This is a genomic window from Streptomyces sp. NPDC031379, from assembly GCF_055569615.1.
In genome coordinates this window covers 281795-298511 of record NZ_JBVIIT010000002.1, presented here as the reverse complement: position 1 = coordinate 298511, position 16717 = coordinate 281795, and the positions used below count along the sequence as shown (strand labels likewise).

Below are 16717 nucleotides of genomic sequence, written 5' to 3'. Positions count from 1 at the left end.
GCCGAGCGCTGACAGGAGGGAGTAAGCGCTGGTCATCTGCTTCCCGGTGTGATCGCCTACAGCGTCACACCGTCCACCTGCAGCGTCTGGACCGACTTGGGGGCGAAGGGCACCGACAGGGACTTCCCGGAGAGGTACGTGTCCGTGTGGGGGGTGTAGCGCTCCGGGCCGCCTGCCGTGACCGTGTTCCAGCGGGGGACCAGGCCGCCCGGGCCGCCGGTCACGGAGGGGAAGCGGGAGAGGTCGAAGGTCAGGGTCTGGGGGGAGGTGGCCGTGTTCGCGGCGACCAGCACCAGGCGTTTCGCCGTTCTGTCCAGTGCTGCCACCGCATAGCTCACGCCGGTGTCCAGGATCGTCATGCCGGGGCGGATATGACGGGTGAATTGTGCCATTACGTAGTACTTGGTCTGGACTGCTCCCGGGTGGAGAGTGGCCGGGTCGTACGCGATCGTGGCCCAGCCCGCGCTCGGGTCCATCACCTGCCAGTAGGCCCACGCCGTGGGATGCAGCCAGCGGAAGTCGTAGAGGAGGTTGCTGGCCAGGGTCAGGCCCGTGGCGTCGCTGTCGCCGGTCTCCGAGTTCCACAGGGCCTTGCCGGACGTCGTCACCACGTCCGTGTACAGGAGGTCGCGACGGCCGCCGGCGCCCTGGTAGCCGTGGACGTTGACCCGGTCGACGTAGCCCTTGGTCGTCGGGGAGAAGGAGTTCCAGGTGGTGCGGGCCAGGTCGTAGCTCGTTTCGTCCGAGGCGGAGATCTTCGTGCCGGTCAGGCCGCGCTTGTCCAACTCGCCGCGCAGGTACGGGAGTACGGCCGACTGGACGCTCGCGTCGATGTGGCAGCCCTCCTGGGTGCCCGTCGCCGTCCACCAGGACGAGGAAGGCTCGTTGAACGCCTCCACCGTCGCGAAGTCCACGCCCCAGTTCTGTTTCGCGTACAGCGCGACCGAGGCGAGGTGGGAGGCGTGCTGGCGGTGGTTCCAGGGCTGGAGGTTGTTGCCGCCGGCGACCGCTCCGGAGGGGTTGTGGTTGAGGCACATCCACCACATCGGGGAGTTGGCGAACAGTTCCGTGGTCGCGCCGCGCCGGCTCGCCTTCAGGAGCATCGCGCGCTGGGTCGCGTCCGCCGTCCATTTCCAGGACGAGGAGGCCGGGTCCTCGTTCGTCCAGTCCTGCCAGTAGCCCTCGATCTGCTTGAACGCGGGGATGTCGGGGGAGACGGCCATCGTCTCGCCGTTCACGCTGTTCCAGCTGCACGCGCCCAGGTTGTAGCGGGCGATGTTCAGGCCCAGGCCGGGTAGTGGTGTACCGCTGTACGTCGTCGTCTTCGTGGTGAAGAAGATGTCGGCGAAGTCGTCCCGCCCGCCGAAGACGTTCGCCCACCAGGCCAGGGACGTGCCCCAGCCCTCCCAAGTGCCGTAGTCGGCCGACGGGTTGACGGCGATCGTGGCGTCGGCTCGGGCGGTGCCCGTGGCCAGGGCGCTGCCGAGAAGGCCGCCACCCGCGGCGGCGAGCAGGGTTCTGCGTCGGATCATGGCTTCTCTGCCTCTCCGTGCGACTCAGGCTTCGGCACCGCGTCCCTGGAGCGGTGCCGGCTCGGTTCCCCCCCGGCATGTCGACAGCAGGAAGCATCGGGGGTGGCGGATGGGGTTGTCGAGGGTTGTGACAGTCCTTTCTCTAACCCGTTGAGGAAGCCGGGCGGACTCGTCGAACCCTTGTGGCTATGGTCAGTTGAGGGCAGTGCGCCTATCTTGCGTCCGGCTCCGGTGGAGGTGGGTGCGGATGCGGGCTTCGTCGGGCGTACGGGTCGTGGGGCACGGCGACCGGCGCAGACGTGCACGGCGACGGCGGGCGCTGTGGAGCGGGGGCGAGGCACTCGTCACCCTGGGAGTGCTGCTCATGCTGCTGGTCGTGCACCAGCTGTGGTGGACCAACCGGGAGGCGCGGCGCGGGGCCGAACGGAAGGTGGAGGTCCTGGAGCGGGAGTGGGGCAGCGGCCCCGCCGACAGCGGCACCGGCGTCGACCCGGACGCGGATACGGACACCGGCGCGGATACCGGCGCCGGTTCGAGTACGGCCCCCGCTCCCGCGGCCACCCCAGGAGCACCGTCGCACCGGCGGTCGTACACCCTCGCGGCGCTGCCCCGGCGGTCCCAGGCGTACGCCGTGCTCACCATCCCCCGGCTGGACCTCCGTGTCCCCGTCGCCGAGGGCGTGAGCAAGGCGGACGTACTCAACAAGGGGTACGTGGGGCATTACCGCGGCACTCAGCAGCCGGGCCAGGCCGGGAACTTCGCGCTCGCGGGGCATCGGAACACGCACGGGGAGCCCTTCCGGTACCTGCCTCGGCTGCGGCCGGGGGACGACATCGAGGTGGAGACGCGGTCGGCGACGTACACGTACGACGTCGACAAGGTGCTGCCGCAGACCTCGGCGACGGACTCGGGCGTCCTGCGGCCCGTCCCGCGCTCCCTCGCCCGGCCCGGCCACGGGTACGACGAGCCGGGCTACTACCTCACCCTGACCACCTGCACCCCTGAATTCACCTCGCGGTATCGGATGGTGGTGTGGGGGAGGCTCGTCTCCGTGTGGCCGCGGTGACTTGGGGGACACGCGGGCGAGGTGGCGTGCGGGCGGCCCGGACGCCCGCTCCCGGCCTACTGTCCGGGGGCGCGGAAGGCCACCTGCCGGCGGGCCGCCTCGTCGATGTCCTGCAGCGTGAGGAGGGGAGTGGCCCGGGTGTGCAGGGCACCGCTGGCCTTGACGGTGAGGCTGACGGCGGCCATGGAGACCGGGTCGGGGAAGTCGACGATGAGCACGATGTCGTCCTCCCCGAAGGCGAAGTACATGGCCTCGACCGTCCCGCCGAGGCCGGTGACGACCTGGTCGACGGCGGCGCGACGGCCACTCGCGCCTTCGCTGATCAGGCCCTTCGTGCCCTCGGGCGTGTAGGTGGCCTGGATGAGGAACTTCGGCATGGGGGCGCTCCCTGCCCGTCGGTTGTCCGGTATGCCGAATGGGTTTCCCGGTGTCGCAGCGTCCGCCACGTACCGAACGGCCGGATTCACCCGTTGGAAGCCACTGCCGGTGGCGGTGCTCCATGGCCGGGCGGGGCCGCCGCGGCGTACGCGACGAGGCCGGCGAAGCGCAGCCACAGGAGCAGATCACCGTTGAGGGGCGCCCAGCCCGGACGGACGAGGCGCTCGATGTCGCGGATCACCTCGGCCAGGGCGTCCCGCGTCGGGGCGTCCACGCGGCCGAGGGCCGTGAGGTAAGCGGTGGCGCAGTTGTCGAGGCGGGCGTGCAGGTCGGTCAGTCGCTGTGCCTGGCTGTCGCGGTACAGGCTCTCGTCCGGGAAGGGGAGGCGGCGGAACGCCGTATGGCGGTTCGCGACGGCGGCGACGAGTCCCAGGCGAGAGGGTGCCGTTTCGCTGGGCCAGCGAGGTCCTGCCGGCCGCGTCGTGTCGATGCGGCGGGGGGTTCGCCGGCCGGCCGCCTTCTCCGCGTGCCGTCGCGCGGCGAAGGCGTCGACCTCGTCGAGCCGGACCGCTCGGCTGGCCTCCAGAGTCTCCAGCGCGCGCAGCAGGGCCGCCGGGTCCCTGCGGAGATCAGGGGACGGGCGTGCCGTCGCGGCGAGGTAGGCCCAGGTCGCGTTGAAGCCGAGCGGTCCGTAGTGCCCGACGGCACACCTGAGGGCGGTGTGCCGTCGGGCGAGTGGCAACCGCTCGTCGCGCACCCGGCGCGCGTAGGTTCTGAAGCCCACCCGGCGACCTCAGCCCTCGGCCCTGGCGACGCCGACCGGGCAGGAGACCCCGGTGCCGCCCAGGCCGCAGTAGCCCGCCGGGTTCTTGTCGAGGTACTGCTGGTGGTACGCCTCGGCCGGGTAGAAGGGGCGGCCGGCGGCCGGGAGGATCTCCGTGGTGATCGTGCCGTGACCGGTGTAGGTCAGGGCCTTCTGGTACGAGGCGCGGGAGGCCTCGGCCGTGGCCGCCTGCTCCGGGGTGTGGGTGTGGATCGCCGAGCGGTACTGGGTGCCCACGTCGTTGCCCTGGCGGAAGCCCTGGGTCGGGTCGTGGGACTCCCAGAACGTCTTCAGCAGGCGGTCGTAGGAGATCACCTTCGGGTCGTAGACCACGCGGACGGCCTCCGTGTGGCCGGTCAGGCCCGAGCAGACCTCCTCGTACGTGGGGTTCTCCGTGTAGCCGCCCTGGTAGCCGACCAGGGTCGTGTACACGCCCGCCGGCAGTCGCCAGAACGTGCGTTCCGCGCCCCAGAAGCAGCCCAGGCCGAAGTCGGCGACCTCCAGGCCCTCGGGATAGGGGCCGAGCAGGGGGGTGCCCAGGACGGTGTGGCGCTCGGGGACCTCGAAGGCGGGTGCGTCGCGGCCCTTGAGCGCCTGCTCGGGAGTGGGCAGCCGGGGAGAGCGGCCGAAGAGCATGGGTCCCTCACTGTCGGTCGGGGGCGGATGCCGGCCTCATGGGGCCGGCACCCTCCACAACGCCCGGGCGGGGCAGTCGAATTCCGGTCAGGCCTGCGACGTCACCATGTGGGCCACCGTGTCGCGGACCTGGCAGTAGTACGCGGCCATCCCCTTGCCCCGGTAGCGCCACGGAAGAGCGTCCACATGGCCGTCGACCAGCTTGAACTGCTCCAGCGCCGCCTCGTTGCGGTCCTGCAGATGGAGGTAGAACGCCAGCAGGTGGCGCAGTTCCGGCAACCGCGGGTGCCTCGGGTCGGCCGCCGTCGTGTCCGCCAGGGCCGCCTCGACCCGGGCCAGCATCTCCGGAGTGTTGTCGGCCGCCGTGTCCTCGGAGTCGTCGTGCTCGAAGTGCGCGATGAGCGGCAGCGCCGTCAGCAGGCTGCCCAGCGGCGCCTCGGCCGCCGCCCGCTCGGCGAACTCGAACGCCAGCCGTTCGGAGCCCCGCCACTTCGCGCACCAGTACTGCAGCGCCGAGAAATGCGCCTCGTAATGGTGCGGAGCCCGGCTGGTGATCTCCGCCCACAGCTTGTCCATCTCGGCGTTCGGGTGACCGAGCCCGAGCGCCACCCAGATCTCCGCTATGTAGGGGGTCGGGTCGTCGGGGTTCAGCGCCGCCGCCCGCTCGATCTCCTTGCGGGCCGACGCCAGCGTGCGGTGGAAGCCCGCGAACTGCTCCCGTGTCGTGTGCTCGGCCTGCTGGGCGCCCCGCAGCTGCCAGGCCAGGATCACCGTGCTGCGCGCCCGGACCACCGCCGCGTCCGGGTCGTCGGGCCGTGCCGCCTCCCAGGCCAGCAGCCACTCGTCCTCCTCCGCCGCGCGTTCGGCCAGCAGATAGGCGACCGCCGACCGGCGCTCCCAGTCCCGGCCGATGGACCCGAGCAGCGCCGCGGCGGGCTTCCAGTCGCCGCCCCGCACGGCGGTGACCGCTGCGGCCCAGTCCGCCGGCAGGGGCGCCGCGTAGTCGGTGTTCTGGCGCTCGGCGGGCAGCAGGCCGAGCTTCTCGGCCGCCTCTGCCGCCACCGCGTCGTCGTCGGGGCTCGGGGAGAAGAACTCCTTGAGGAACACCCCGGCCAGCCACAGCACGAAGATCAGCGTGGGCACGGCCAGGACGGCCAGGATCCAGAGGAGGACGGTCATCGGGGGTCGGTCCGTTCGTCGGGGGCGGCCGGGGGAAGGGGCGGGCGGCGGCCGGGATGAGCGAGGGTGGGTGGCCGCGATGAGTGAGGGTGGCGGCCGGGGTGGGCGGGGAGGGCGGGCGGCTGGTCGGTCGGCGGGCAGGGGAGGAGCGCCGGTCAGGCGTACTGGGTCGCCGGGGGCAACTGGGCCCGCAGGGCCGCGGTCTCGGGGTGGTCGGCGAGTGCCGCGTCCATCGCCGCGTCCAGGGCGGCCTCGGGGCCGTCGTCCGGCGTGGTCTGCGAGCCCCAGCCGGGCAGCCGCACGACGGCCGGCCGGGACCAGGAGAACTCCCAGTGCAGCAGCGAACGGGCGCTGAACTCGGCCAGCACCATGGTCCGCAGCGATCTGCGCAGCACCGGCCGTACGAACTCGCGGAAGGCCCTGCCCTTCGCGGCCGCCGCCTCCTCCGACAGGGGCAGCTGCTCCGCCAGCCGCCACAGCCGGCCGTCGTCGATGACGTCGAGCAGCGCCGGCAGCGTCGGCGGCTGCCCGGTGTAGGCGGCCAGCGCGCGGTGCAGCGGGGTGTGCGCGGCGGACAGGCCCGCGGCCATCGAGGCGTCCAGCAGCTCCTCCCACCCGGCGGCACGCGGGAAGGCGAGTACTTCGTCGGCCAGGACGGCGTCCTCCAGCACGGCCAGCGTCCGCTCCGGATCGGTGAGCAGGACCAGCGCCGCGCCCTTGGACTCGTCGGTGCGCCCGTCGGCGGGCAGCGCCTCGATCCGGCGCACGCGCTCGGCCATCGGCGGGTGGGAGTCGTACGGCGAGGCCGGCTCCTCCGGCAGCTCCGCACGGAGCTTCACCAGTTCCGGTTCACGGGCCGCCAGCAGCCGGTCGAAGCCGCCGAAGAACTCGCCGCGCGGCGGCAGCAGCCGGGCGGACAGGCCCAGGGTCGCGTAGGAGTCGAGGTAGAAGTCGTGGCAAGAGGCCAGGACCGGGATCTCGCGCAGTGCGGAGGCGGTCGCGTCCCGTCCGGCGATCCGGGCGGCTGACAGGTCGGCGGCGTACTCCTGGCCGCGCGCCGTGGAGAGCGAGGCGCGCAGGTACAGCTTGCCGTACGCGGTGTAGATCGCCGCCATCATCCGGTACGTCGCCCCGACACCGGACGTGTCGATCTCCTTGGCCTTCTTGCCCTTGGCGACCCGTTTGGCCGCGGCCTCCTCCTGGCGGGCCCGGTCGGTGGCCACCTTGGCGTTCGCCCTGGCGTGGAACTGGCCGATGACCCTGCCGATCTGCACGCGTCCGCGCACGACGAGCGCGGACAGCCGCGTGTCGCCGCCGGTGAAGTGCCCGTACTCGTGGGCGAGTACGGCCCTCAGCTGTGCCTCGGTCAGGCCGGTCAGCAGGGGGACGCCGAGGGAGAGGCGGCGCGGGCCGGGGAGCAGGCCGAGCAGTCGCGGCTCCTCGCTGACGGCCGCGTTGACCTCGCCGGTGAGCACGATCCGGTCGGGGGCGCGGGTGCCGGCCGCCGCCGCCAGTTCCCGGACCAGGGCCCACAGCCGGGGCTCGTCGGTCTCGGTGACGGGCACTCCGGGGCCGTCCTCACCCCTCGGTGTGCGGAGCATGAACATGCCGCGTACGACGGGGATGGCCAGCAGTACCGAGACGAACGTGATCTTCGCGGCGATCGGGCCGTGCCCCGAGGAGAACACGGCGACGTCGAGACCGATCAGCGCCGCGAGCAGGACGAGGCTCAGCAGATAGAAGCCGAGCAGCAGCACGAGAGCACGCAGCGCGCGCAGAGTTGCGCCCATCGGGCAGATCCCCCCACAGGACCTCGAGAACAGCACATGAAACTGGACGTGAGACAGGACAAGAGAAGGGCCGGGCAGGACTGGGCGGGGCACGGGGCCGGTGGCCGACCGGTGCGTGCGGTGCGTGTGGCGCGGTGTGGGGGGATGCCGGAGTATGCCCTACCGCAGGTCAGGAGGGCAATGTCGATACCGGCGGGGGCCGTTGGGGGGCATGGGGCGCCGGGAAGCGGTGGGAAGGGGCGGGAAGCGGTGGGAAGGGGCCGGGTGGCCGGGGTGGCCGGTCAGCCGGGCAGGTTTGCCGGGCTGCCGCCGTTGGCCTCGTAGCCGGCCACGGCCAGCGCGCGGTAGACGGCGAACTCGGCGGCCGGATCGGCGGACAGCGTCCAGGGCAGCGCGCCCACGTGACCGTCGACGTGTATCAGCTGGTGCATGGCCTCGGCCCAGCGCTCGGCGCGGACCAGGAAGAAGATCAGCAGGTGGCGGACGTGCGCGAGCGTCGGGTCGTCGGGGCGGGCCGCGTGCACCGCGTGCAGCGCGCCGTGCATCGCCTTGGTGACCACCTCGCTCCGGTACAGGCCCGAGACCAGGTTCACCTCCGGGAGGTGCTCGAAGACCGCGAAGAGCGGCAGCGCGGCGAGCAGCGAGCCCTGCGGGGCGCGGGCCGCCGCTGCCTCGGCGAAGGAGTACGCCTGCTCGCGCGAGCCGTGCCACTTCTCGCACCAGTAGTGCAGCGCGGCCAGATGCGCGCCCATGTGGTGCGGGGCGCGGTCGAGGATCTTCATCCACAGCTGCTCGAACTCGGTCTGCGGATAGGCGAGTCCACGGGCGATGGACAGCTCGATGATGTACGGCACCGGGTCGCCGGGGGCCAGCAGCGCCGCCTGTGCGCAGGCGTCCCGGGCCTCCTCCATGATGATCCGGAAGTCGTCCGTGCCCGGTGTCGACGTACGCCAGGCCTGCTGCACCAGGAACTCCGCGTGGACGGCGGCGCCCCCCGCGTCCTTGGGCTGCTCGGCCCGCCACACCCGCAGCCACTGGCCGCCCGGCGTCTCGTGCACCCCGCCGGGCCGCTGCTGCAACTCCAGCGCGGCGGCTCCCGCGAAGGCCTGCACCCGCTGCCAGCGCTGCTCGTCCTCGGCATCGGTGCCGGCCAGCAGCTGGGCGGCGGCCCGATAGTCCCGGGTGCGCTGCACCAGCTCCAGGACGTCCAGCAGGTCCTGGTCCGGGCCGGGCATGCGCACGTCCAGCTCCTCCTGGCGCGCGAAGCCGTAGTCCGCCGGGTCGGCGGCGTCGGGGTGACCCGGGGAAACCCGCTCGATCGGTCCGCGCCTGCGCCGCATGACCGCGAGCAGGGCGAAGCTCATCAGGAGCAGTGCCATCAGCAGCCAGAGAATCGCCATGCCCCAAGCGAACCAGACGTCGCCGACAATTGGCCAACCTCGCCGCGGACCTGTGGAAAACTCCGAGCATGATCATGTCAAGAGGGGGGCCAAGCCTCGACGAGGCCTAGGGAAAACCCTTCGGCCAGTGCTGCCCGAGCACAGCAGGCGTCAGCATCCGGCCAGGCGCACTACGCTCGGTGCACATGAGCGACAGGCACATCAGTCAGCACTTCGAGACTCTCGCGATCCACGCGGGCAACACCGCGGATCCCCTCACCGGCGCGGTCGTCCCGCCGATCTACCAGGTCTCGACCTACAAGCAGGACGGCGTCGGGGGGCTGCGGGGCGGCTACGAGTACAGCCGCAGCGCCAACCCCACCCGGACCGCCCTGGAGGAGAACCTCGCCGCGCTGGAGGGCGGCCGCCGCGGCCTCGCCTTCGCGTCCGGTCTGGCGGCCGAGGACACCCTGCTGCGCACGCTGCTCACCCCCGGCGACCACGTGGTGATCCCGAACGACGCCTACGGCGGCACCTTCCGCCTCTTCGCCAAGGTCGCCACCCGCTGGGGCGTGGAGTGGTCGGTCGCCGACACCAGCGACCCGGCCGCCGTACGGTCCGCGATCACCCCGAAGACCAAGGCCGTCTGGGTGGAGACCCCCTCCAACCCGCTGCTCGGCATCACCGACATCGCCGCCGTCGCTCAGGTCGCCCACGGCGCGGGCGCGAAGCTCGTCGTCGACAACACCTTCGCCACGCCCTACCTCCAGCAGCCGCTGTCGCTCGGCGCGGACGTCGTCGTGCACTCCCTGACCAAGTACATGGGCGGCCACTCGGACGTGGTCGGCGGTGCGCTGATCGTCTCCGACCAGACGCTGGGCGAGGAACTGGCCTACCACCAGAACGCGATGGGCGCGGTCGCCGGCCCCTTCGACTCCTGGCTGGTGCTGCGCGGCACCAAGACCCTCGCGGTGCGCATGGACCGGCACAGCGAGAACGCCACGAGGATCGCCGACATGCTGACCCGCCACGCGCGCGTGACGAGCGTCCTGTACCCGGGCCTGCCCGAGCACCCCGGACACGAGGTCGCCGCCAAGCAGATGAAGGCCTTCGGCGGCATGGTGTCCTTCCGGGTCGAGGGCGGCGAGGAGGCCGCCGTCGAGGTGTGCAACCGCGCCAAGATCTTCACCCTCGGCGAGTCGCTCGGCGGTGTCGAGTCCCTCATCGAGCACCCCGGCCGGATGACGCACGCCTCCGCGGCCGGTTCCGCCCTCGAGGTCCCCGCCGACCTGGTGCGCCTGTCGGTGGGCATCGAGAACGTCGACGACCTGCTCGAGGACCTGCAGCAGGCCCTCGGCTAGCAGGCAGCCCGCGTCACCAGCCGGTGATCGGTGGAGTCGTCTGCGTGGGCGGCTCCACCCACGGGTGCGCCTGCGCCGCCCACAGGGCGAACGCGGCGGCCGCGGCGGCGGCCAGCAGCCACAGCACACGGCGGACCAGCCGCCTGCGCCGCAGCAGGCGCTCGCCGCGGCGCATCGCCTCCGTGAGCACGTCCGGCGGCACCGGCGCCGGTACCCGCTCCATGATCCCCCGCACGGCGGCCTCCCGCTCGGCCCGGTTCACCGCGGCCCACCAGTCGCCCGCGCACATCGCGCCGCCCGCCGTGCCCGCGACGCCGCATGCGGCCGCTCCACATGCCGCCGCTCGGTATGCCGCCACTCCGTCTGCCACGGGCTGTCGACAACTCGGTGCCGCCTCATGCCGACGTGCCCGCTCAGGGCGATCAGCGGCCTCATGCCGGACTGCCGCGTCAAGAGGACCCGCGGCCTCAGGACGACCGGCAGCCTCAAGACGACCGGGAACCTCAAGGCGACCGGCGGCTTCAGGACCACCCGCGGCCTCAGGACCACCCGCCGCCTCAAGACGACCGGCGGCTTCAGGACCACCCTCGGCCTCGAGACGACTGGCGGCCTCGAGACGACTGGCGGCCTCAAGATGACCGGGGGCCTCAGCACCACCCGCCGCCTCGAGACAGCCGACGGCCTCAAGACGACCCGCGGCCTCAAGACGACCGGCAGCCTCACGACCACCCCCCGCCTCAACACGGCCGCCGCCCTCACGACCACCCCCCGCCTCAAGACCCCCCGCCCCCTCAAGACGACACCGCCTTCGGGCTCACCGCGCGCGAGGCGGATGGGCGTGCCGGATGCAGCAGGGTGGCCGTCGCGCGGTCGCAGATGGTCCGCACGCGCTCCGTGGGCAGGCCGAGCAGGGCCGCCGCCTGTTCCTCGGCGACCCCCTCGTAGAGCCGCAGTACGAGGATCAGCCGCTCCTGCGGCGCGAGCGCGGCGAGCGGGTTGCGCGGGTCCGGCCGCCGGGAGCGGCCCAGGGCGCCGGCGCCGTACTGGTGCCAGGTCGCGCGCGCGAAGCGTGTGGCCAGGTACTGGCGTGCGCAGTCGTACGGATCCTCGCCGAGCAGCCGGTCCCAGCGGGCGTAGGTGTGGGCGAGTGTCAGCGTCAGCAGGCGCCGCGCGCGCGGGTTGGCATCCGGCGCCTCCGCCGTGAGCAGCGTGGCAGTGTGCAGCAGGCGCCCTGCCGCCCCCGCGACGAACGCCTCGAACTCGCGCGCCCGGCGGGCACCGCGGGACACCTGCCGATCACGCACCACGCCTCCCCCTGAAGGGGGCCCTGTCCGGTACGGGACAGGCGAACCGCGTACGACGCAGGACCCGGTCTCATATGAGGCCAGCGGCGGCCCGGGGTCAAGAGTCCGGAACCCACCGGTGGCGGCAGGGGGCGGCGGGCGGCCTCAGGAGGCCGGCGACTGCTCCGCCGGAGAGACTCCCTGCACCGTCATCCGCGCGGACAGCGCGTGGTTGAAGCGGGTCAGGAGCGAGCAGAACTCCTCGCGCTCCTCCGGCGCCCAGTCGTGCGTCAGTTCGGCCATGAGCTGCCGCCTGGACGAGCGGACCTCCTCCAGCCGGGTGGCCCCGCGCGGGGAGAGCTGGAGCACCACCGCACGCCCGTCCTCCGGGTGCGAGGTGCGCTTGACGAGCCCGGTGTCGACCAGGGGGGCGACCTGCCGGGTGACGGTGGAGGAGTCGATGCCCATGCTCGCGGCGAGCGCCTTGACGCCCATCGGCCCTTCCTTGTCGAGGCGGTTGAGCAGCAGATACGCCGCGCGGTCCATCGTGTTGCGCACCTGCCCGACGCCGCCGAGCCGGGTCTGTTCGGCACGGCGGGCGAACACCGCCACCTCGTGCTGGAGTGTGTCGAGAAGACCGGTGTCACCGACGGTCGTCATGTCCATCGACATTTCAGGTGTTGTGGGCATGGCCGGAGGCTCGCTTCATGAAGGGCTGCTGGGATGGGGGACAGGGTACGCGGCCCGGCGCCGGGCCGTACCGGCGCTGCGCAAACCGGTCTCGGAGCTTGGTCACACCCGTCGTGCGTGACTGTGAACTGCGATGCTGGAGTCATGAGCTACGGCACGGCTGACTCCTTGCGTTGCGTCACTCTCGACGATGTGCGCGGAGCGCAGAAGATGCTCTCGGGCGTGGCACGGGTGACGGCGATGGAGGGCAGTCGGCATCTGTCCCAGCTGGTCGGCGCGCCCGTGCACCTCAAGTGCGAGAACCTCCAGCGGACCGGCTCGTTCAAGCTGCGCGGCGGCTACGTGCGCATCGCGGGGCTGCTGCCCGAGGAGCGGGCCGCCGGTGTGGTGGCGGCGAGCGCCGGGAACCACGCGCAGGGCGTGGCGCTGGCCTCCTCGCTGCTGGGCGTGCACGCCACGGTTTTCATGCCGAACGGCGCCCCGCTGCCGAAGATCAGCGCGACCCGTGAGTACGGCGCCGAGGTGCGCCTGCACGGCCAGGTGGTCGACGAGACGCTGGCGGCCGCCGAGGAGTACGCGGCCGAGACCGGTGCGGTCTTCATCCACCCCTTCGACCACCCCGACATCATCTCCGGGCAGGGCACGGTCGGCCTGGAGATCCTGGAGCAGTGCCCGGAGGTGCGCACGATCGTCGTCGGCGTCGGCGGCGGCGGACTCGCGGCCGGCATCGCGGTGGCGGTGAAGGCGCTCCGGCCGGACGTCAGGATCGTCGGGGTCCAGGCGGAGGGAGCCGCCTGCTACCCGCCCTCGCTCGCCGCCGGCCGCCCGGTGTCGCTGGAGAACCCGGCGACGATGGCCGACGGCATCAAGGTGGGGCGGCCGGGCGTGGTGCCGTTCGGGATCATCAGCGAGCTGGTCGACGAGGTGCGCACGGTCAGCGAGGACCAGCTGTCGGCCGCGCTGCTGCTGTGCCTGGAGCGGGCCAAGCTGGTCGTGGAGCCGGCCGGGGCCAGCCCGGTGGCGGCGCTGCTGTCGGCGCCGGACACCTTCGAGGGTCCGGTCGTCGCGGTGCTTTCCGGCGGCAACGTCGACCCGGTGCTGATGCAGCGCGTGCTGCGGCACGGCATGGCCGCGCAGGGCCGCTACCTGGCGGTTCGGTTGCGGCTGACGGACCGGCCGGGTGCGCTCGCCACGCTCCTCGGGGTGTTGTCGGTGGTGGACGCCAACGTCCTCGACGTGAGCCACGTACGAACCGACCCCCGGCTCGGGCTCACGGAGGCGGAGGTGGAGCTGCACCTCGAGACGAAGGGGCCGGCGCACTGCGTCGAGGTCGGCCAGGCCCTGCGCAACGCCGGTTACACCGTCATCGACTGAGGCCGGTCACTCCCGGCCGGGCCCCCAGGGCGTCACCCGTTCGAGTCCCTTCGGGCCGAACCCTGTTGAGAGACGCGATACATCGCGTTACGGTGTCTCGTGTTGCCGTCGGACGCCTCTCCGCAGGAAAAGGGAAGGCGGAATCGGGCGCGCAAACCTAGCCTTTCCGAAGAATCCCCGACGACGTGGAGACACACATGCCAGGCGCCATCTATGCCGAAGGCTTGGTGAAGACCTTCGGCGACGTAAAGGCACTGGACGGCGTCGACCTCGACGTGCCCGAGGGCACGGTCCTCGGCCTGCTCGGGCCGAACGGCGCCGGCAAGACGACCACCGTCCGCTGCCTGACGACACTGCTGCGCCCCGACAGCGGCAAGGCCGTCGTCGCGGGCGTGGACGTGCTGAAGCATCCCGACGCGGTACGCCGCTCCATCGGCCTGTCCGGCCAGTTCGCGGCGGTCGACGAATACCTGACCGGCCGGGAGAACCTGCAGATGGTCGGGCAGCTGTACCAGATGAGGGCGAAGGCGGCCCGGACGCGCGCGGCGGAGCTGCTGGAGCAGTTCAACCTCGCCGACGCCGCCGACCGCCCCGCCAAGACCTACTCCGGCGGTATGCGCCGCCGCCTCGACCTCGCCGCGGCCCTCGTGGTCTCACCGCCGGTGATGTTCATGGACGAGCCGACGACCGGTCTCGACCCGCGCAACCGCCAGCAGCTGTGGGAGGTCATCAAGCAACTCGTCTCCGGGGGTACGACCCTGCTGCTGACCACGCAGTATCTGGAGGAGGCCGACCATCTCGCGCACGACATCGCGGTGGTCGACCACGGCCGGGTCATCGCCAAGGGCACCTCCGACCAGCTCAAGGCCCGCACCGGCGGCGAACGCGTCGAGGTCGTGGTGCACGAGCGGGAGCACATCGCGGGCGCCGTGGAGGTGCTGCGCGGCTTCGGCAAGGGCGACACCACGGTCGAGGAGCACACCCGCAAGCTCACGGTCCCCGTCACCGGCGGCGCCAAGCTGCTCGCCGAGGTCATCCGGGAACTGGACACGCGAGGGATCGAGATCGACGACATCGGACTGCGCCGCCCCACCCTCGACGACGTCTTCCTGTCCCTGACCGGACACGTGGCCGAGGCCGAGGGCGCGGAGAACGGCGAGCAGACCGGCAAGGACAGCCGCAAGGAGGCCGTGAAGTGAGTGCCGTCACCGACGCCGTGCGAGTGGCACCGCCGGGCAATCCCGTCAGCCGGTCCGTCCGTGACTCGATGGTCGTCGCCAAACGGAACCTGATTCGCATGTCCAGGATCCCGGAGATGATCATTTACGGGCTGATCCAGCCGATCATGTTCGTGGTGCTGTTCACCTACGTCTTCGGCGGCTCCATGCAGATCGGCGGCAGCACCAGCGCCACCGACTACAAGAACTTCCTCATGGCGGGCATCTTCGCGCAGACCGTCACGTTCGCGACCGCCAGCTCCGGCGCCGGCATCGCCGACGACATGCACAAGGGGCTCATCGACCGTTTCCGCTCCCTGCCGATGGCGCGTGGCGCGGTGCTGACCGGGCGCACGCTGGCCGACCTCGTGCAGACGGCGGTGACCCTGGTCGTGCTCGCCGTGGTCGCTCTGCTGGTCGGCTGGCGCGTCGGATCCAACGGCGAGACGAACGCCGGCAAGGTTCTCGCCGCCTTCGGGCTGCTGCTCCTGCTCGGCTACGCGTTCACCTGGATCGGTGCCCTGATCGGCATGTCCGTCCGCACCCCCGAGGCGGCCACGTCCAGCGGGCTGATCTGGCTCTTCCCGGTCACGTTCATCTCCAACGCCTTCGTGGACCCCAGTCACATGACCCCGTGGCTGCGCCACATCGCCGAGTGGAACCCCTTCAGCGCCACGGTGCAGGCCTGCCGGGTGCTCTTCGCCAACCCGGGCCAGTCCCTCTCCCAGGCCTGGCCGATGCAGCATCCGGTCTGGGCCTCGCTGATCTACTCCGTCCTGATCATCGCGATATTCCGCACCCTCGCGGTCCGCAAGTACCGCTCGGCCACCGCCTGACGGCATGACGGAGCCCCCGGCGTCAGGCCGACGCCGGGGGCTCGATGTCAGGGGGACCGGTTCAGCCGGAGTACGGCTCGGCCTTCAGGATCTTCACCGAGGCCTTCTTGCCGTTCGGCAGCTCGTACTCCGCGTCTTCGCCGACCTTGTGGCCGATCACGCCCGCGCCGAGCGGGGACTGGGGGGAGTACGTCTCGATGTCGGCGCTCGCGTACTCGCGGGAGGCGAGCAGGAACGTCATGGTGTCGTCCTCGTCACCGTCGAAGGCGATCGTGACGACCATGCCCGGCGCGACCGCGCCGTCCGCGGACGCCGGGGCCTCGCCGACCTGGGCGTTCTCAAGGAGCTGGGTCAGCTGGCGCACACGCAGTTCCTGCTTGCCCTGCTCCTCCTTGGCCGCGTGGTACCCGCCGTTCTCGCGCAGGTCGCCCTCCTCGCGCGCGGCCGCGATCTTGGCGGCGATCTCAGTGCGCGCAGGACCAGTAAGGTACTCAAGCTCGTCCTTGAGCTTGTTGTACGCCTCCTGGGTCAGCCAGGTGACGTTCTCGCTGGTCTGGGTCACAGGGTGCTCCTCGTCGGTACTGGGAATACAAAGCATCGCCCTACCCAGAAGAATGTTCCCTCATGGATGGGCGAAACCACGAGCCTAACAATTCAATGGCGTAAGGGGGAGGACATAAGCCATCAGATTCACATCAACGCAGGTCAGCGCCTACGCATTCCGGGTGAAGTCGGGGAGTGTCCGGCAGGGTCCGCGCGGAGACGTCAGCCCGCGTGACAGCCGAGCAGCTCGGCCGTCGTCCCCTTGGCCGTCGTACGGAGCGTGACGACCTTGTCGATGCGCGTGGCCGAGCCGGTGAAGCGGAAGTCCGCCCGGCCCACCTCGGCGCCGTCCTCCGCCTGGGAGCGCAGGGTGCAGTAGCCCTCGGCGCCGGAGTCCTTGTGGACCTCCAGATGCACCTTGACCGCGTCGTCCGAGGCCTGGAAGGCGATCACCTGGGCGCTGATCTCGCTCTGCCCGACATAGTGGTAGGCGAAGTAGCCGACCAGGGCCAGCAGGACCGCGCCGAGCACGGTACCGGCGACCTTGAGCCTGCGGTCGGCGCGCTCGTCCGAGGAGCGGCCGTAGCGGCCCTCGGGCAGCCGCGTGCTCGCCGTGCTCATGATCGTCCT

Annotated in this window: 17 protein-coding genes; 5 read left to right on the top strand and 12 right to left on the bottom strand. The window is 71.6% G+C overall.

The genetic code is table 11. From position 1 onward, the window contains the following. Positions 1-56 precede the first annotated feature (56 nt). The gene (locus tag ACZ5CW_RS04160; RefSeq protein ID WP_468598166.1) at positions 57-1532 is read right to left on the bottom strand and encodes a glycoside hydrolase; all 1476 of its coding nucleotides are present in this window, start codon (positions 1530-1532) and stop codon (positions 57-59) included. 247 nt (positions 1533-1779) lie between these two features. On the opposite strand from ACZ5CW_RS04160, the gene ACZ5CW_RS04155 reads away from it, so the two are divergent. Continuing rightward, positions 1780-2598, top strand: coding sequence for a class E sortase (locus ACZ5CW_RS04155; protein ID WP_468598164.1), 819 nt, complete (start codon positions 1780-1782; stop codon positions 2596-2598). A 56-nt stretch (positions 2599-2654) separates the two neighbouring features. On the opposite strand, the gene ACZ5CW_RS04150 is transcribed toward ACZ5CW_RS04155, so the two are convergent. The 6 genes from ACZ5CW_RS04150 to ACZ5CW_RS04125 form a co-directional block, all read right to left on the bottom strand. Next, complete coding sequence (locus tag ACZ5CW_RS04150) at positions 2655-2975, bottom strand: GYD domain-containing protein (protein WP_468598163.1); 321 nt, start codon at positions 2973-2975, stop codon at positions 2655-2657. Between the two features lie 86 nt (positions 2976-3061). After that, complete coding sequence (locus tag ACZ5CW_RS04145; protein ID WP_468598162.1) at positions 3062-3760, bottom strand: hypothetical protein; 699 nt, start codon at positions 3758-3760, stop codon at positions 3062-3064. Positions 3761-3769: 9 nt separating this feature from the next. Continuing rightward, positions 3770-4435 carry a peptide-methionine (S)-S-oxide reductase MsrA gene (msrA, locus tag ACZ5CW_RS04140; RefSeq protein WP_468598160.1) on the bottom strand — a complete coding sequence of 222 codons (666 nt, stop codon included), beginning with the start codon at positions 4433-4435 and terminating at the stop codon, positions 3770-3772. An 87-nt stretch (positions 4436-4522) separates the two neighbouring features. Further along, the gene (locus tag ACZ5CW_RS04135; RefSeq protein WP_468598159.1) at positions 4523-5614 is read right to left on the bottom strand and encodes a hypothetical protein; all 1092 of its coding nucleotides are present in this window, start codon (positions 5612-5614) and stop codon (positions 4523-4525) included. 155 nt (positions 5615-5769) lie between these two features. Further along, a complete protein-coding gene (locus ACZ5CW_RS04130; RefSeq protein WP_468598158.1) occupies positions 5770-7404 on the bottom strand; it encodes a M48 family metalloprotease in 1635 nt (544 codons plus the stop codon). Positions 7405-7685: 281 nt separating this feature from the next. Further along, the gene (locus tag ACZ5CW_RS04125) at positions 7686-8804 is read right to left on the bottom strand and encodes a hypothetical protein (protein ID WP_468598156.1); all 1119 of its coding nucleotides are present in this window, start codon (positions 8802-8804) and stop codon (positions 7686-7688) included. 185 nt (positions 8805-8989) lie between these two features. Here ACZ5CW_RS04125 and ACZ5CW_RS04120 point away from each other — a divergent pair, with 185 nt between their 5' ends. Continuing rightward, entirely contained in the window at positions 8990-10144 is a 1155-nt protein-coding gene (locus ACZ5CW_RS04120) for a cystathionine gamma-synthase (RefSeq protein ID WP_468598155.1), read from the top strand. Between the two features lie 13 nt (positions 10145-10157). On the opposite strand, the gene ACZ5CW_RS04115 is transcribed toward ACZ5CW_RS04120, so the two are convergent. From ACZ5CW_RS04115 to ACZ5CW_RS04105, 3 genes are all read right to left on the bottom strand, one after another. Next, the gene (locus ACZ5CW_RS04115; RefSeq protein WP_468598399.1) at positions 10158-10406 is read right to left on the bottom strand and encodes a hypothetical protein; all 249 of its coding nucleotides are present in this window, start codon (positions 10404-10406) and stop codon (positions 10158-10160) included. 529 nt (positions 10407-10935) lie between these two features. Beyond that, complete coding sequence (locus ACZ5CW_RS04110; protein ID WP_468598153.1) at positions 10936-11448, bottom strand: sigma factor-like helix-turn-helix DNA-binding protein; 513 nt, start codon at positions 11446-11448, stop codon at positions 10936-10938. Between the two features lie 144 nt (positions 11449-11592). Beyond that, the gene (locus tag ACZ5CW_RS04105; protein WP_468598398.1) at positions 11593-12099 is read right to left on the bottom strand and encodes a MarR family winged helix-turn-helix transcriptional regulator; all 507 of its coding nucleotides are present in this window, start codon (positions 12097-12099) and stop codon (positions 11593-11595) included. Between the two features lie 162 nt (positions 12100-12261). Between ACZ5CW_RS04105 and ilvA the strand changes: the two genes are divergently transcribed. The 3 genes from ilvA to ACZ5CW_RS04090 all read left to right on the top strand — a co-directional run bounded on the left by ilvA (position 12262) and on the right by ACZ5CW_RS04090 (position 15544). Then, complete coding sequence (ilvA, locus tag ACZ5CW_RS04100; protein ID WP_468598151.1) at positions 12262-13491, top strand: threonine ammonia-lyase; 1230 nt, start codon at positions 12262-12264, stop codon at positions 13489-13491. Between the two features lie 197 nt (positions 13492-13688). Then, positions 13689-14690 carry an ATP-binding cassette domain-containing protein gene (locus ACZ5CW_RS04095; RefSeq protein WP_468598150.1) on the top strand — a complete coding sequence of 334 codons (1002 nt, stop codon included), beginning with the start codon at positions 13689-13691 and terminating at the stop codon, positions 14688-14690. Further along, positions 14687-15544, top strand: a complete 858-nt coding sequence (locus ACZ5CW_RS04090; RefSeq protein WP_468598148.1) for an ABC transporter permease — start codon at positions 14687-14689, stop codon at positions 15542-15544. The genes ACZ5CW_RS04095 and ACZ5CW_RS04090 overlap by 4 nt, the downstream gene beginning before the upstream one ends. Before the next feature lie 61 nt (positions 15545-15605). On the opposite strand, the gene greA is transcribed toward ACZ5CW_RS04090, so the two are convergent. After that, positions 15606-16106, bottom strand: a complete 501-nt coding sequence (greA, locus tag ACZ5CW_RS04085) for a transcription elongation factor GreA (protein ID WP_468598146.1) — start codon at positions 16104-16106, stop codon at positions 15606-15608. Between the two features lie 203 nt (positions 16107-16309). Next, positions 16310-16708 (bottom strand): DUF4307 domain-containing protein, encoded by a 399-nt coding sequence (locus tag ACZ5CW_RS04080; protein ID WP_468598144.1) that lies wholly within the window; start codon positions 16706-16708, stop codon positions 16310-16312. Positions 16709-16717: the final 9 nt, after the last annotated feature.

Bases quoted from the DNA above. Each gene is read 5' to 3' on its own strand.
- ACZ5CW_RS04150 (WP_468598163.1), bottom strand. From the start codon at position 2,975: ATGCCGAAGTTCCTCATCCAGGCCACCTACACGCCCGAGGGCACGAAG.
- ACZ5CW_RS04080 (WP_468598144.1), bottom strand. From the start codon at position 16,708: ATGAGCACGGCGAGCACGCGGCTGCCCGAGGGCCGCTACGGCCGCTCC.
- ACZ5CW_RS04130 (WP_468598158.1), bottom strand. From the start codon at position 7,404: ATGGGCGCAACTCTGCGCGCGCTGCGTGCTCTCGTGCTGCTGCTCGGC.
- ACZ5CW_RS04125 (WP_468598156.1), bottom strand. From the start codon at position 8,804: ATGGCGATTCTCTGGCTGCTGATGGCACTGCTCCTGATGAGCTTCGCC.
- ACZ5CW_RS04095 (WP_468598150.1), top strand. From the start codon at position 13,689: ATGCCAGGCGCCATCTATGCCGAAGGCTTGGTGAAGACCTTCGGCGAC.
- ACZ5CW_RS04105 (WP_468598398.1), bottom strand. From the start codon at position 12,099: ATGTCGATGGACATGACGACCGTCGGTGACACCGGTCTTCTCGACACA.
- ACZ5CW_RS04135 (WP_468598159.1), bottom strand. From the start codon at position 5,614: ATGACCGTCCTCCTCTGGATCCTGGCCGTCCTGGCCGTGCCCACGCTG.
- ACZ5CW_RS04160 (WP_468598166.1), bottom strand. From the start codon at position 1,532: ATGATCCGACGCAGAACCCTGCTCGCCGCCGCGGGTGGCGGCCTTCTC.
- ilvA (WP_468598151.1), top strand. From the start codon at position 12,262: ATGAGCTACGGCACGGCTGACTCCTTGCGTTGCGTCACTCTCGACGAT.
- msrA (WP_468598160.1), bottom strand. From the start codon at position 4,435: ATGCTCTTCGGCCGCTCTCCCCGGCTGCCCACTCCCGAGCAGGCGCTC.
- ACZ5CW_RS04155 (WP_468598164.1), top strand. From the start codon at position 1,780: ATGCGGGCTTCGTCGGGCGTACGGGTCGTGGGGCACGGCGACCGGCGC.
- ACZ5CW_RS04120 (WP_468598155.1), top strand. From the start codon at position 8,990: ATGAGCGACAGGCACATCAGTCAGCACTTCGAGACTCTCGCGATCCAC.